Annotated in this window: 13 protein-coding genes; 7 read left to right on the top strand and 6 right to left on the bottom strand. The window is 60.2% G+C overall.

Annotated elements, in window-relative coordinates:
- Positions 1-25 precede the first annotated feature (25 nt).
- Positions 26-1,180 carry a pyridoxal phosphate-dependent aminotransferase family protein gene (locus AB1462_RS10515; RefSeq protein WP_259194872.1) on the bottom strand — a complete coding sequence of 385 codons (1,155 nt, stop codon included), beginning with the start codon at positions 1,178-1,180 and terminating at the stop codon, positions 26-28.
- 7 nt (positions 1,181-1,187) lie between these two features.
- Positions 1,188-2,129 carry a GNAT family N-acetyltransferase gene (locus AB1462_RS10510; RefSeq protein ID WP_259194871.1) on the bottom strand — a complete coding sequence of 314 codons (942 nt, stop codon included), beginning with the start codon at positions 2,127-2,129 and terminating at the stop codon, positions 1,188-1,190.
- Here AB1462_RS10510 and AB1462_RS10505 point away from each other — a divergent pair.
- Positions 2,018-2,347, top strand: a complete 330-nt coding sequence (locus AB1462_RS10505; protein WP_367246689.1) for a hypothetical protein — start codon at positions 2,018-2,020, stop codon at positions 2,345-2,347. The two genes, AB1462_RS10510 and AB1462_RS10505, sit on opposite strands and share 112 nt — an antisense overlap.
- Here AB1462_RS10505 and AB1462_RS10500 read toward each other — a convergent pair.
- Positions 2,268-2,852 (bottom strand): acyl-homoserine-lactone synthase, encoded by a 585-nt coding sequence (locus AB1462_RS10500; protein WP_259194870.1) that lies wholly within the window; start codon positions 2,850-2,852, stop codon positions 2,268-2,270. The two genes, AB1462_RS10505 and AB1462_RS10500, sit on opposite strands and share 80 nt — an antisense overlap.
- A gap of 340 nt (positions 2,853-3,192) precedes the next feature.
- Between AB1462_RS10500 and AB1462_RS10495 the strand changes: the two genes are divergently transcribed.
- Positions 3,193-3,906 (top strand): autoinducer binding domain-containing protein, encoded by a 714-nt coding sequence (locus AB1462_RS10495; protein ID WP_259194869.1) that lies wholly within the window; start codon positions 3,193-3,195, stop codon positions 3,904-3,906.
- Here AB1462_RS10495 and AB1462_RS10490 read toward each other — a convergent pair.
- A complete protein-coding gene (locus tag AB1462_RS10490; protein WP_259194868.1) occupies positions 3,903-5,072 on the bottom strand; it encodes a XylR family transcriptional regulator in 1,170 nt (389 codons plus the stop codon). The genes AB1462_RS10495 and AB1462_RS10490 overlap by 4 nt on opposite strands.
- Before the next feature lie 139 nt (positions 5,073-5,211).
- Here AB1462_RS10490 and xylA point away from each other — a divergent pair, with 139 nt between their 5' ends.
- The 4 genes from xylA to AB1462_RS10470 all read left to right on the top strand — a co-directional run bounded on the left by xylA (position 5,212) and on the right by AB1462_RS10470 (position 10,527).
- Entirely contained in the window at positions 5,212-6,528 is a 1,317-nt protein-coding gene (gene xylA / locus AB1462_RS10485; protein WP_090402514.1) for a xylose isomerase, read from the top strand.
- A gap of 310 nt (positions 6,529-6,838) precedes the next feature.
- Positions 6,839-7,840 carry a D-xylose ABC transporter substrate-binding protein gene (xylF, locus tag AB1462_RS10480; RefSeq protein ID WP_090402512.1) on the top strand — a complete coding sequence of 334 codons (1,002 nt, stop codon included), beginning with the start codon at positions 6,839-6,841 and terminating at the stop codon, positions 7,838-7,840.
- Positions 7,841-7,845: 5 nt separating this feature from the next.
- Positions 7,846-9,390, top strand: coding sequence for a D-xylose ABC transporter ATP-binding protein (gene xylG, locus AB1462_RS10475; protein ID WP_367246688.1), 1,545 nt, complete (start codon positions 7,846-7,848; stop codon positions 9,388-9,390).
- Positions 9,391-10,527: a sugar ABC transporter permease gene (locus AB1462_RS10470; protein ID WP_090402507.1), complete on the top strand. Its 1,137-nt coding sequence runs from the start codon at positions 9,391-9,393 to the stop codon at positions 10,525-10,527. It abuts the gene before it with no gap.
- A gap of 107 nt (positions 10,528-10,634) precedes the next feature.
- Here the strand turns inward: AB1462_RS10470 and soxR are convergent, their stop codons facing one another.
- Positions 10,635-11,087: a redox-sensitive transcriptional activator SoxR gene (gene soxR, locus AB1462_RS10465; protein ID WP_367246687.1), complete on the bottom strand. Its 453-nt coding sequence runs from the start codon at positions 11,085-11,087 to the stop codon at positions 10,635-10,637.
- Positions 11,088-11,175: 88 nt separating this feature from the next.
- Here soxR and AB1462_RS10460 point away from each other — a divergent pair, with 88 nt between their 5' ends.
- On the top strand, positions 11,176-12,591 hold the full coding sequence (locus AB1462_RS10460; RefSeq protein WP_367246686.1) for an MFS transporter: 1,416 nt from the start codon (positions 11,176-11,178) through the stop codon (positions 12,589-12,591).
- Positions 12,592-12,734: 143 nt separating this feature from the next.
- Here AB1462_RS10460 and AB1462_RS10455 read toward each other — a convergent pair whose 3' ends face one another.
- Positions 12,735-13,655 (bottom strand): substrate-binding domain-containing protein, encoded by a 921-nt coding sequence (locus AB1462_RS10455; protein ID WP_090402505.1) that lies wholly within the window; start codon positions 13,653-13,655, stop codon positions 12,735-12,737.
- Positions 13,656-13,661: the final 6 nt, after the last annotated feature.

The raw sequence follows: 13,661 nt of genomic DNA, 5'->3' as shown, positions 1-13,661 counted from the left end.
CTACCATTGGGTACAGACGCCAGTCTCAGATCACGCTGCGCAGGGCTGTGATGCAGTAATCCACATCGGCGACCGTATGGTTGTACGTCAGGCACAGCCTGATCCGGGATTGATGATTAGGGACAAAGGGCGGCACAAACAGCGACCCCATGATGCCTTGCTTAACCAGCTCGGCGTTGACCCGTGCAGCCTCCATCGGGTCCTTGAACACCACGGGAATCACCGCCGTTCGGGAGCTGAGCTTGTCCACGCCCAGGGCACTCAGTTGTTCGTGGGTATAGCGCGTCAATTCGGCCAGTGCCTGTCGGCGTTCCGCGCCCTGCGTCGCGTTGATTTCAAGCGCCGTGCACGACGCAGAAGCGACACCCGGTGACACCGACCGCGAAGCGTTGTAGGTCGGGCAACGGAACCGTACCCGTTCGGCGAACTCATCGTCCTTAAACACTACGAACCCACCGGAAGAGCCGAACGCCTTGCTCATGGTGCCGACAATGTAGTCAACCTGCGCGACCACCCCCGCCGATTCACAAGCCCCCTGACCGGAGTCGCCCAACATACCCACACCGTGGGCATCGTCGATGTAGATTTCGAGCTGTGGATGCACCTGCTTCAATGCCACGATGGCAGCAAGATCAGCCACATCGCCGTCGGCAGAAAACACACCGTCGCTGATAATCAGGATTTTCTTATCCTGATTGAGCTGCACCAATTGCCCGAGCATCTCCACGTCTGCGTGGCTATAGGCCCTGAATGGGCAACCGGATAATTTCACGCCATCCCAGATCGAGACATGGGACAGTTTGTCGAGCAAAATCAGGTCGGCGCGCTCAGCGGCCAGGGGGATCACCCCGAAGTTCGCCTGGTACGACGTGGTAAACATCAGCGTGGTGCGCCCACCAAACAAATCACGGTAGCGGCTTTGCAAGCGCTCGTGGTACTCGGTAAAACCACTGAAAATCATCGGCCCACCGATATTCGAACCGTACTCGCGAATGGCCGCGATGGCCGACTCTTTCATACGTTCGTTATTGGACAAGCCCAAGTAGTCACACGACGCAAAGTTCAACAATGTGCGCCCATCTGCGAGGGTCATGTCCCGACCACAGGCCGAACGTACTTTAGGGAAGTAGGTGTAATAACCCAACTCTTTCGATTTGAAGGCGACGTCATCTATGCGCATAACACTCTCATTCAGCCGGCGTGGCATATCTATAAATTCGATAAACTCGCTCATGGCAAACACCCTCTTGAGTGAGGTGGCGCATGGTGCGCAGTACCATGATGTTGTCTTCCAGCATCCAGGACACACTGATGCGCCCGCGTCCGACCACACTTAATGCAATCGCGGATAACTTCAGCGTGAGCGCAACCGACAAGCCCTTGCGTTGATACTCCGGCGCAACACCAGTGAAAAACGCCCGGCCATATAAACCTTGTTCATTCAGGGCGGGTGCAAACATGGTAAAGCCGATGACTTCACCCTCCCGTTCGGCAATCAACGCAGAAATATTCCTGATATTACGAGCCGCCACTTCAAACTGCCCTTTCAACGCCGGGCTATAGCCCCAATTGCGTTCCCAGGCGCGGTTATAGCAATCGGCCAATTGCTGACTCTTGGCGACCAGTTCATCCTGGCCACAATGAACAAACTTGATACCCGCCAATCGTTGCGTCAGTTTTTCTTCCAGGGCCTGGTACTGATAACCCTGGGCAGGCGGTTCGAAGACAATCTCGATCAGGTCTTTTTCTTTGTGGAAACCGGCTTCGGTCAATGCATGCGCGAGCGCCAGCGTATTGGCGGGCAATGAAAACACATTGAAATCAGACTCGAACGTACGCAGCCCGCGCTCGACCAGGAACGAACTGTGAATAGGGCCGACCAGGTCGGTCACCTGCCGGGGCAGCAACCGCGAGCTGTTTATATAGTCGATTGAACTGCGCATCAGCGCCTGCAAGGCATCTGCCTGGGGTAGCGCGATCAGGGTCGAAAAATACGCAGTATCCAGCCCGTTGATCATTGCTCGCCGATCAAAATGCACAATGCAGAAGGCGACGAGGTTACCGTGCTCATCCTGCCAGGCCACCGGGACGTTATGCTCAGTGGCTGAATGCTCGCAGGCGGCTATCACCCGCTGTTCGATTTGCTGCTGTGTGCGACCTACCACCGACACTTGCTGGTCCAGACGCTGCAAGGCATACCAGTCGCACGCCGCCAAACCTATTACTCTACTCATCAATATTCTCGCCCCACATGCATGGCAGGGTTTTCAGGCGGCCAGGCACAAGGCGCGGGTGGTTTGGTCGTCGATCTCGATCCAGAAGGGCACGATGCTTTGGTTATCGATAAGGTGCGGTGGTGAAATTCGCCGGGTAGTGACGCCCATGCGTTTGAGCAGACGCTCATTGCCTACCGCACTGAATGCAATCAATCGGAAAGCGCCCTTTGAGCGCGCAACATCAATGACCTCTCGAACCAGCGTCACTGTGTTTTTCCAGGCTTGCGCAGCGGTTAATACCTGGCCCTTGGGCTGGCTGATGGCGAACCGTGAAAGCTCCCAGATGTCGGCTGAAAAAGGCAGAGAACTGACGCCCATCAAATGAGGAAAAACTTCCCCCAACAAATACGGACCATTCGTGGGAAGAAGTCGGGCACAACCGAATATTTCGCGATCACGATCACAGGCCACTACATAGACGGTATCCGGACGGTCAAACGCATCCAGTTCAATACCCTCTTCGCAATGTAACGGCCAACCCAACGCCTTAACGAATACTTCATACCGATATTTAGCCAACGCCCCAACCATGCCTGGCAAAAGTTCGCCAACCGTCCCTGTTATTGCCGTAAGCATGCCAACCATCCAGCCCGCCAATATGATTAAGCAAGTACAACAAACCCCTCACTGAGTGAGTAGCTGCCCGAATGGGCAGGTCAATCGGAACCCCCATTGCCTGGCCAGAACTTACTGGTCGAAAACCGACTTTCTAGTACTGACGTACTAATAAATAAACAACAAGAGTGCTTCGACCACCTCCTTCATCTCGCCTACGCCCCACGCCGAATAAGGGGTTACCGACTTTTGTATGCCACTCGCGAGCGTTCAACCGCGCGCCCTCTATCCGCTGCAGAGTCTGTATAATCTGCCCCCGCCTCACACACTCAGGGGGCGCTGACCACGGAAGGTATTATTGGTGAAAGAATGGCGCGAAACGTTAATCGAGGCAGTGTCGGGCTGCGCGACCGAACATGAACTATTCAACAAGCTGCATACGATAACGTCCAACTTAGGTTTCGAATTCTGCTCCTACGGATTAAAAGTTCCGTTGCCCTCAAGCACTTCGCAATATGTGCTGATTTCAAACTATCCCGCCTCGTGGGAAGAGAAGTACGTCAGTGAAAACTACTTCTCCCAAGACCCCACCGTCGCCCATGGCCTGACCCGCTCCATCCCGCTGCACTGGTCCGCTGCACAACAGCAACAACACCTGACTTTCTGGGAGGAAGCGCGTCATTACCAGCTCAACCATGGCTGGTGCCTGTCTTCGCAACGCGGCCCTAACGCGATTGGTTTACTCTCGGTGTCCCGCTCCGGTGAATACATTTCAACCACGGAGCTTGAGCACATCGAAAACAAGTTGATCTGGCTGACGCAGTTGGCACACGAATCGATGACGCGCTTCTTCTCCGAAAAATGCCTGCCAGAAATCCACCGCCCCCTGACCGCACGGGAAAAAGAAACCTTGAGATGGACGGCCCTTGGCAAAACCTATGTCGAGATCAGCATGATCCTCAGCATCGATACGCGAACGGTAAAGTTTCATCTGGTCAACGCCATGCGCAAACTCCAGGCCAGCAACAAAGCAGAAGCTGCCGTCAAAGCCTCCTTACTGGGATTACTCTTTTAGCCCTGCTGGTACTCCCGCGGCGTACAACCAAACTCGCGACGAAACACCGTATGCAGGTACTGCGCCGACTTGAAGCCGCACTTGGCGGCAATATCGGCAATCGCCAGTTCGTGGCTTTCCAGGCCCTTGGCGGCGGCGGCGAGTTTGAAACGCAGGATCTCGTCATGCACGCTGCAGCCGCGCACCTTGCGAAAGTGCGCTTCCAGGGATGAGCGCGACACGCCGACATAGGCCGCCACCTGCGCGGTCTTGATGCCCTGGCAGGCGTACTGGCGGATAAACAGCAGCGCCTGCATCACGTACGGATTACCCAAGGGTTGATGCAAGCTGGAGGCCTGTACATTGATCGCCTCCGGCGGCACCAGGACCTGCGTGCCCACGCACGGTTTGCCGTGCAGCATCTGGTGCAGCAAGGCGGCGGCCGTGCGCCCCATGGTTTCCGTGCCCTGGATCACCGAACTCAGCGGCACGCGCGTGAGGGTGCGGGTCAGGGGGTCATTGTCGATGCCGATCAATGCGACTTGCTCCGGCACGGCGATGCCGGCGGTGAGGCAGGCTTGCAGCAGTTGTCGGGCGCGGGCGTCGGTGACGGCGATGATGCCGATGGGCTTGGGCAGGCTGTGCAGCCAGGCAATCTGCTGTTCCACCGCGCTGTCCCACAACGGCGCGCTGGTGCCCAGGCCGCGATACACCTCGACGTGCAGACCATCGCGTTGCAGCAGGCGGCGAAAGGCTTTTTCACGCTCCTGGGCCCAGCGATTGGCCTGGGCCTCGGGCAGGCTGAAACAGGCAAATCGGGTCAGCCCGGCCTCGATCAGGTGCTCGTACGCCAGCTTCATCAACTCATGGTTGTCGGTGGCCACGTAGGGAATGCCCTTGGGATAAGCGCGCGCGTCTTCATACGAGCCACCCACCGCCACCACCGGCAACTTGCTGTCGGCCAACGCTTCGCCGATCAGCGGGTCGTCGAAGTCGGCAATGATGCCGTCGCCCTGCCAGCGCTCGATACCGCGCAGGCGACAGAGAAAATCCTCCTCGAGGAACAAATCCCAGGACGCGCGCGTGCTGCTCAGGTAATTGCCGATGCCGGCGATGATGCCGCGGTCGTAGATTTTGCTGCCGTTAAACAATAGGGCGATGCGGTGGACGGGCGGTAGGGTTTTCATTGTTTTTGTCCTGGGGCCAGTCGCAACAGACTAGCCCTCGCCGGTCAAAATCGCACTACACCTTGGTGATTTTCATAATCAGTGGGCCAGGTGCCGTTGCTAGTATCCAGGCACCGCCAAGAACAATAAGGAAAACGCCATGCCGTACTTCCCCGGTGTCGAGAAGGTTCGCTTCGAAGGCCCCAGCAGCGATGCCCCCCTCGCCTTTCGCCATTACGATGCCAACAAGTTGATCCTCGGCAAACCGATGCGCGAGCACCTGCGCATGGCCGCGTGTTATTGGCACACCTTCGTGTGGCCCGGTGCCGATATGTTTGGCATGGGCACCTTCAAGCGCCCGTGGCAGCGCAGTGGCGAGCCGATGGAAGTGGCCATCGGCAAGGCGGAGGCCGCGTTTGAGTTTTTCTCCAAGCTGGGCATCGACTACTACAGTTTTCACGACACCGACGTGGCGCCGGAAGGCAGTTCGATCAAGGAGTACCGCAACCACTTCGCGCAGATGGTCGACCACCTGGAGCGCCATCAGGAACAGACCGGCATCAAGTTGCTGTGGGGCACCGCCAACTGCTTCAGCAACCCGCGTTTTGCCGCCGGTGCCGCCAGTAACCCAGACCCGGAGGTGTTCGCCTATGCCGCCGCCCAGGTGTTCAGCGCGATGAACGCCACGCTGCGGCTCAAGGGCGCCAACTATGTGCTGTGGGGCGGCCGTGAAGGTTATGAAACCCTGCTCAACACCGACCTCAAGCGCGAGCGCGAACAGCTCGGGCGCTTTATGCGCATGGTGGTGGAACACAAGCACAAGATCGGCTTCAAGGGCGACCTGCTGATCGAGCCCAAGCCCCAGGAGCCGACCAAGCACCAGTACGACTACGACAGCGCCACGGTGTTCGGCTTTTTGCATGAGTACGGCCTGGAACACGAGATCAAGGTGAACATCGAGGCCAACCACGCCACCCTGGCCGGGCACAGCTTCCACCATGAGATTGCCACGGCCGTGTCCCTGGGCATCTTCGGCAGCATCGACGCCAACCGTGGCGACCCGCAGAACGGCTGGGACACAGACCAATTCCCCAACAGCGTCGAGGAGATGACCCTCGCCACCTATGAAATCCTCAAGGCCGGTGGCTTCAAGAATGGCGGCTACAATTTCGACTCCAAGGTCCGCCGCCAGAGCCTGGACGAAGTCGACCTGTTCCACGGGCATGTCGCCGCCATGGATGTACTCGCCCTGGCGCTCGAACGTGCGGCGGCCATGGTGCAGAACGACCAGTTGCAGCAGTTCAAGGACCAGCGCTATGCCGGCTGGCAGCAGCCGCTGGGCCAGGCCGTGCTGGCCGGTGAGTTCAGCCTGGAGTCGCTGGCCGAACATGCGTTTGCCCACGAACTGAACCCGCAGGCCGTGAGTGGTCGCCAGGAGATGCTGGAGGGGGTAGTCAACCGGTTTATTTATCGGTGACAGTGTGGCGAGCGGGCTTGTTGTGATGAGTGGGCTTGTTGTGGCGAGCGGGCTTGTTGTGGCGAGCGGGCTTGCCCCGCGTTGGGGCGCGAAGCGGCCCCATTGCAGGCGATGTGTTTTTAGCTGACACACCGAGGTGCCTGGGTTTGGGGCCGCTTCGCAGCCCAACGCGGGGCAAGCCCGCTCGCCACAACAAGCCCGCTCGCCACAAAAGCCCGGTTAGCCACAACACCCGGTTAGCCACAATTACAGTGTTCGCCTAGAGTCTTCACCCAGTGTCTTTCCAACAACAATAAAAGGACGCACCACCATGAAGTCATTCAAACGTACCCTGCTTGCCACCGCCCTGGCCCTGCTCGCACTGCCGGTGATGGCCGATTCCGCCCACCCGAAAATCGGTTTTTCCATCGACGACCTGCGCCTGGAACGCTGGTCCCGTGACCGTGACTACTTCGTCGCCGCTGCGGAAAAACTCGATGCCAAGGTCTTTGTGCAGTCCGCCGATGCCAACGAGCAGAAGCAGATCTCCCAGATTGAAAACCTGATTTCCCGGGGCGTCGATGTGATCGTCATCGTGCCGTTCAACGCCACCGTGCTGACCAATGCCGTCGCCGAAGCCAAGAAAGCCGGGATCAAGGTGGTGTCCTATGACCGCCTGATTCTCAACGCGGACATCGATGCGTACATCTCCTTCGATAACGAAAAAGTCGGCGAGATGCAGGCCAGCGGTGTGTTGCAAGCGGCGCCCAAGGGCAATTACTTCCTGCTCGGCGGCGCGCCTACCGATAACAACGCCAAGGTGCTGCGCGAAGGTCAGATGAAGGTGCTGCAACCGGCCATCGACAAGGGCGACATCAAGGTTGTCGGCCAGCAGTGGGTCAAGGAGTGGAACCCCACCGAAGCCCTGAGCATCGTCGAAAACGCCCTGACCCGGAACAACAACAAAATCGACGCCATCGTCGCCTCCAACGATGCCACCGCCGGCGGCGCGATCCAGGCCCTTGCCGCGCAGAAGCTGGCGGGCAAGGTGCCGATCTCCGGCCAGGACGCCGACCTCGCCGCCGTCAAGCGCGTGATCGACGGTACCCAGACCATGACCGTGTATAAGCCGCTCAAGCTGATCGCCACCGAAGCCGCCAAGCTCTCGGTGCAGCTGGCGCGTAACGAGAAGCCCACCTACAGCTCGCAGTACGACAATGGCAGCAAGAAAGTCGACACCATCCTGCTCACCCCGACCCCGCTGACCAAGGCCAATATCGACCTGTTGGAAAAGGACGGGTTCTATACCAAAGAGCAGATCGGCGGGCAGTGACCGCCATGGCCGACTACCTGCTGCAAATGAACGGCATCGTCAAAACCTTTGGCGGTGTCAACGCGCTGAACGGCATCGACATCAAGGTGAGGCCGGGGGAATGTGTCGGCCTGTGCGGCGAGAACGGTGCCGGTAAATCCACCCTGATGAAGGTGCTGTCGGCGGTCTACCCCCACGGCACCTGGGAGGGGGAAATCCTCTGGGATGGGCAACCGCTCAGGGCTCAGTCCATCAGTGAAACCGAGGCCGCCGGCATCGTCATCATTCACCAGGAACTGACCCTGGTGCCCGACCTGTCGGTGGCCGAGAACATCTTCATGGGCCACGAGCTGACCTTGCCCGGCGGGCGCATGAACTACCCGGCGATGCTGCACCGCGCCGAAGCGTTGATGCGCGAGCTCAATGTGCCGGACATGAACGTCGCGCTGCCGGTGTCGCAGTACGGCGGCGGCTACCAGCAACTGGTGGAAATCGCCAAGGCCCTGAACAAACAGGCGCGCCTGCTGATTCTCGACGAACCCTCCTCGGCCCTGACCCGCTCGGAAATCGAGGTGTTGCTCGACATCATCCGCGGCCTCAAGGCCAAAGGTGTGGCCTGCGTGTACATCTCCCACAAGCTTGATGAAGTCGCGGCCGTGTGCGACACCATCGCAGTGATCCGCGATGGCAAGCACATCGCGACCACCGCCATGGCCGACATGGACATCGCGCAGATCATCACGCAGATGGTCGGAAGGGAAATGAGCAACCTCTACCCCACCGAGCCCCATGCCATCGGCGAGGTGATTTTCGAAGCGCGCAATGTCACCTGCTATGACGTCGACAACCCCAAGCGCAAGCGCGTCGACGATATTTCCTTCGTGCTCAAGCGCGGCGAAATCCTCGGCATTGCCGGGCTGGTGGGCGCCGGGCGCACGGAGCTGGTGTCGGCATTGTTCGGCGCCTACCCCGGCCGCTACAGCGCCGAGGTGTGGCTCGACGGCCAGCTGATCGACACGCGCACGCCGCTCAAATCGATCCGCGCCGGGCTGTGCATGGTGCCCGAGGACCGCAAGCGCCAGGGCATCATTCCCGACCTGGGCGTGGGCCAGAACATCACGTTGGCGGTGCTCGACACCTACGCCCACCTGACCCGCATCGATGCCGAGGCCGAACTGGGCAGCATCGACCAGCAGATCGCGCGCATGCACCTCAAGACGGCCAGCCCGTTCCTGCCGATCACCAGCCTGTCCGGTGGCAATCAGCAAAAGGCCGTGCTGGCGAAAATGCTGATGGCCAAGCCCAAGGTGCTGATCCTCGACGAGCCCACGCGCGGGGTGGATGTGGGCGCCAAGTATGAGATCTACAAACTGATGGGCGCGCTGGCGGCCGAAGGCGTGTCGATCATCATGGTTTCGTCGGAGCTGGCCGAAGTGCTCGGCGTGTCCAACCGCGTGCTGGTGATCGGCGACGGCCAGTTGCGTGGCGACTTCATCAACGAGGGGCTCACCCAGGAACAGGTGCTCGCCGCCGCGCTCAGCCAAAATAATAACAATCGGAAAACCGCGTAGATGAATCAGGTCAAACAGCTGTTCACTCGCTATAAAATGCTCGCCCTGGTGATCGCCGTGGCGTTTATCTGGCTGTTTTTCAGCTGGCAGACCGAGGGCGGCTTCCTCACCCCGCGCAACCTGTCCAACCTGCTGCGGCAGATGTCGATCACCGGCATCCTGGCGTGCGGCATGGTGCTGGTGATCATCAGCGGCGAGATCGATTTGTCGGTGGGTTCGTTGCTGGGATTATTGGGCGGGCTCGCAGCGATCCTGGACGTGGTCTATCACATCCCGCTGCTGGCCAACCTCAGCCTGGTGGCGTTGTGCGGCCTGATGATCGGCTTGGCCAACGGCTATATGACGGCTTACCTGCGCATTCCGTCGTTTATCGTTGGCCTCGGCGGCATGCTGGCGTTTCGCGGGATTCTGCTGGGGATCACCGGCGGCACCACCATCGCGCCGGTGTCGCCGTCGCTGGTGTATGTAGGCCAGGGGTATTTGCCGCATGCGGTGGGGATCGGCCTTGGGGTCTTGCTGTTTGCCCTGACCCTGTTTTTGACCTGGAAACAACGGCGCAACCGCGCGCTGCATGGCTTGGCACCGCACGCCCTGATGCGCGATGTGCTGCGCGTGGGGGTGATCGGCGCGGTGCTCGCCGGGTTCGTCACCACCCTCAACAGCTACGACGGCATCCCCGTACCGGTGCTGCTGTTGCTGGTACTGCTCGGCGTGTTCAGCTACGTCACCAGCCAGACCGTGTTCGGCCGCCGCGTGTACGCCGTAGGCAGCAACATGGAAGCCACGCGCCTTTCAGGCATCAACGTGCAGGCGGTGAAACTGTGGATCTTCGGCATCATGGGCGTGATGTGCGCCCTCGCCGGCCTGGTCAATACCGCGCGCCTGGCTGCCGGTTCACCGTCTGCGGGCAACATGGGTGAACTCGACGCCATCGCGGCGTGCTTTATTGGTGGTACGTCGATGCGCGGCGGCTCGGGCACGGTGTATGGCGCGTTGCTCGGGGCGCTGGTGATCACCAGCCTGGATAACGGCATGTCGATGCTGGATGTAGACAGTTACTGGCAGATGATTGTGAAGGGCAGCATCCTGGTATTGGCGGTGTGGGTCGATGTGAGTACGCGCACGGGTCGACGCTGACGCCACCCTCATAAACACCACAAATCCCGTGTAGGAGGGGCGGTGCGACGATTCGACTTGCCCCCTCCCACATTTGACTGCATTCCATTGTTTGATCGGTAGCTGTCTCACTTTCCAAGCAACACGGCCCCATCCCCCAACTGCCCGAGGCGATCCCCCGGATTGCGCAGCGGGCAATCATCCAGGGACAGGCAACCACAGCCGATACAGCCATCGAGCTGGTCGCGCAGTTGAGTGAGGCTGTTGATGCGTTCACTCAACAGGTCGCGCCAGTGTGTGGAGAGCTGGGTCCAGTCCCTGGCCGTCAACGGCCGCCCTGACGGCAGCTCGTCCAACGCGGTCTTGATGGTCGCCAACGGAATGCCCGCGCGCTGCGCGACCTTGATCACCGCAATCCGGCGCAGTACGTCACGCTGATAGCGACGCTGATTACCCGCGCTGCGTTGTGCGTGGATCAACCCCTTGGCCTCGTAGAAATGCACCGTGGCCACGGTCACGCCGCTGCGGCGGGCCAATTCGCCCACGCCGAGGGGGATGCGCACATCGATTTTCGCTTCCATGCAGCTCTTGACCTCATCTAAACATGAGGTTTTATAAAGGGTGTCGGCTTGCCTTGGCAAGCCTTCAGTCTTTTGAATCGGAGCCTACATGGACACATCCCAACCCTCCCCCTCCAACTGGGCCGCCCTGTTGTCCGGTGCCAACGGCGTACGTTCGCTTGCACTGGCAGGCGGCGTGGTGCTGCATGCGATCAACGTGTACATCGCCACCACGATTCTGCCGTCGGTGGTCCAGGACATCGGCGGCATCGACTACTACGCCTGGAACACCACGTTATTTGTCGCCGCCTCGATCCTCGGTTCGGCGTTGTCGGCGCGCCTGCTCGGCAGATTCGGGCCGCGTGCGGCGTACCTGGTCGCCAGCCTGGTGTTTGCCGGCGGGGCCTTGGCCTGTGCGTTTGCGCCGTCCATGCCGGTGATGCTCGTTGGACGCGTGGTGCAGGGGCTGGGCGGTGGGTTCTTGTTCGCGCTGTCCTACGCGATGATTCGGTTGGTGTTCGATGAAAGCCTGTGGCCGCGCGCGATGGCATTGGTGTCGGGGATGTGGGGCGTGGCGACGCTGGTCGGGCCAGCGGTGGGCGGGATATTTGCCGAGCTGGGCATATGGCGCGCGGCGTTCTGGTCGTTGATTCCAGTGGCCGGGTTATTCGCGCTGCTGGCGGCGGCGGTCCTGCCCAAGCGCAGCACCAACAGCGTTGAGCCGACACCACTGCCCCTTGCCCAACTGGTGCTACTGACGGCGGCGGTACTGGCGGTGTCGGCTGGCAGTGTCTCGTCCACCCTGCCCCTGAACCTGCTGGGGCTGGCCGTGGCAGCGGTGTTCACCGCGCTGCTGATCGTCACGGAAAGCCGCGCCCGCCATCGACTGTTGCCCGCCGGAGCGTTTCGGATCACCACTGCACTCGGCGCGCTGTACGCGACGATGTCATTGCTGGCGGTGGCCGTGACCAGTGGCGAAATCTTCGTGCCGCTGTTTCTTCAAGTCCTGCACCACCAGTCGCCGCTGGTGGCCGGTTATCTGGCGGCATTGATGGCGGCTGGCTGGACGCTGGGCTCAATCGCCAGCGCGGGCGTGACGGGCGGCAACATTCGACGGGCGATCCTGGCCGGGCCGATCCTGGGCGTGGTGGGCATGGTGGCGCTGGCCATCCTGATGCCCGTCGAAAGCAACGGCAGCGGGCAGACGCTCACACCGATCTGCCTGGCGCTTATCCTGATTGGGTTGGGCGTGGGGCTGGCGTGGCCGCACTTGCTGACCCGGGTGTTCCAGATGGCGCCGGTCGGTGAGCAGGACCTCGCCAGCGCGTCGATAACCACCGTGCAACTGTTCGCCACCGCGTTTGGCGCGGCACTGGCGGGCATGGTCGCGAACGTCGCCGGCCTCACTGAACCCGGCGGTGTCGAAGGCACCGCGAGCGCTGCGGTGTGGCTGTTTGGAGTGTTTGCACTGGCGCCTGTGGTGGGTGTGCTGATTGCCAGGCGGGTGGTTCGCATGATCGGTTAGTGGCCATTTCTGGAGATTGCCAAGACCACGGTGGATTATGAACGGCTCAAAAAGCACTGCCTGAACGGGGTCAAAAACTGTGGAAGGGGGCTTGCCCCTCCCACAGTTGACTGCATTCCAGGGTTGGATCGAGGAGGTCAGTGCTATTCAAACGCCTGCCGATTCTCCGGCGTGATCAACTTGAACGGCACCCACACCACCGTCGACTCCAGCACCTCGCCGCGAACCAGGCGTAGCGCGGTGTCCACGGCGCCACCGGCCTGGCCGGCGGCATCCTGGAACACGCTGACCGCCATCTTGCCCTCAGCCATCAATTTCAAACCGTCCGGGGTGCCGTCGATGCCGCCGACCCAATAGTCCTTGGCCTGCTTGCCGGCCTTTTCCAGCCCCATGATCGCGCCGATCGCCATTTCATCGTTATTGGCCGCAATGATCGAAAAATCAACGCCCTGCTTGACCCAGTCAATGACAATCGTGGCGGCCTGGCTACGCTCCCAATTACCGACTTTTTTCTGTACGACTTTCATATCGGGGTATTTGGCGACGACTTTTTCCACGTCCTCGGTGCGCATCAACGAGGACGCGTTGGCCGGGTCGCCCACCAGAATCACCACGTTGCCCTTGTAACCGGCGCGACGCGCCAGCTCTTCCATCTGCAAAGTGCCCGACTCCAGCTCGTTGGAACCAACAAACGCGGTCTGCGCCGGCCACTTTTCCGGGCTCGGATTGCGGTTGACGAAGACCAGCGGGATTTTGGCGTCCGAGGCCAGCTGCATCATCTGCGCCGCACTTTTGCCGTCCACCATCGCGACGATGATCGCGTCCACCTTGGAATTGACCAGGTTGCGGAATTGGCGCATCTGCAAATCCACGCTGTCCTGCCCGTTCTCCATAAAGATGTCGACGTTCATGACACTGGCCTGTTGCTGCACCCCATTGCGCAGCAGGGTCTGGAAGTTATCGTCGTACTTTGCCATGCCCACACCCAGCAAGGGCGTATCGGCCTGGGCTGGGGCCGGAATGAACAGCGTCGCCCCCAAGGCGAGCATTAACCATGCTTTCATGTTCTG

The sequence above is a fragment of the Pseudomonas sp. SB113 genome, assembly GCF_040754745.1.
Taxonomy (GTDB): domain Bacteria; phylum Pseudomonadota; class Gammaproteobacteria; order Pseudomonadales; family Pseudomonadaceae; genus Aquipseudomonas; species Aquipseudomonas grimontii.
Note: the sequence above shows the minus strand (reverse complement) of the source record. Positions and strands in the feature narration are given on the sequence as shown.

What these genes read in the sequence shown, in the direction of transcription:
- AB1462_RS10515 (WP_259194872.1), bottom strand. Translation starts at nt 1,180, where the DNA reads ATGCGCATAGATGACGTCGCCTTCAAATCGAAAGAGTTGGGTTATTAC.
- AB1462_RS10500 (WP_259194870.1), bottom strand. Translation starts at nt 2,852, where the DNA reads ATGCTTACGGCAATAACAGGGACGGTTGGCGAACTTTTGCCAGGCATG.
- AB1462_RS10490 (WP_259194868.1), bottom strand. Translation starts at nt 5,072, where the DNA reads ATGAAAACCCTACCGCCCGTCCACCGCATCGCCCTATTGTTTAACGGC.
- xylA (WP_090402514.1), top strand. Translation starts at nt 5,212, where the DNA reads ATGCCGTACTTCCCCGGTGTCGAGAAGGTTCGCTTCGAAGGCCCCAGC.
- xylF (WP_090402512.1), top strand. Translation starts at nt 6,839, where the DNA reads ATGAAGTCATTCAAACGTACCCTGCTTGCCACCGCCCTGGCCCTGCTC.
- xylG (WP_367246688.1), top strand. Translation starts at nt 7,846, where the DNA reads ATGGCCGACTACCTGCTGCAAATGAACGGCATCGTCAAAACCTTTGGC.
- AB1462_RS10470 (WP_090402507.1), top strand. Translation starts at nt 9,391, where the DNA reads ATGAATCAGGTCAAACAGCTGTTCACTCGCTATAAAATGCTCGCCCTG.
- soxR (WP_367246687.1), bottom strand. Translation starts at nt 11,087, where the DNA reads ATGGAAGCGAAAATCGATGTGCGCATCCCCCTCGGCGTGGGCGAATTG.
- AB1462_RS10460 (WP_367246686.1), top strand. Translation starts at nt 11,176, where the DNA reads ATGGACACATCCCAACCCTCCCCCTCCAACTGGGCCGCCCTGTTGTCC.
- AB1462_RS10455 (WP_090402505.1), bottom strand. Translation starts at nt 13,655, where the DNA reads ATGAAAGCATGGTTAATGCTCGCCTTGGGGGCGACGCTGTTCATTCCG.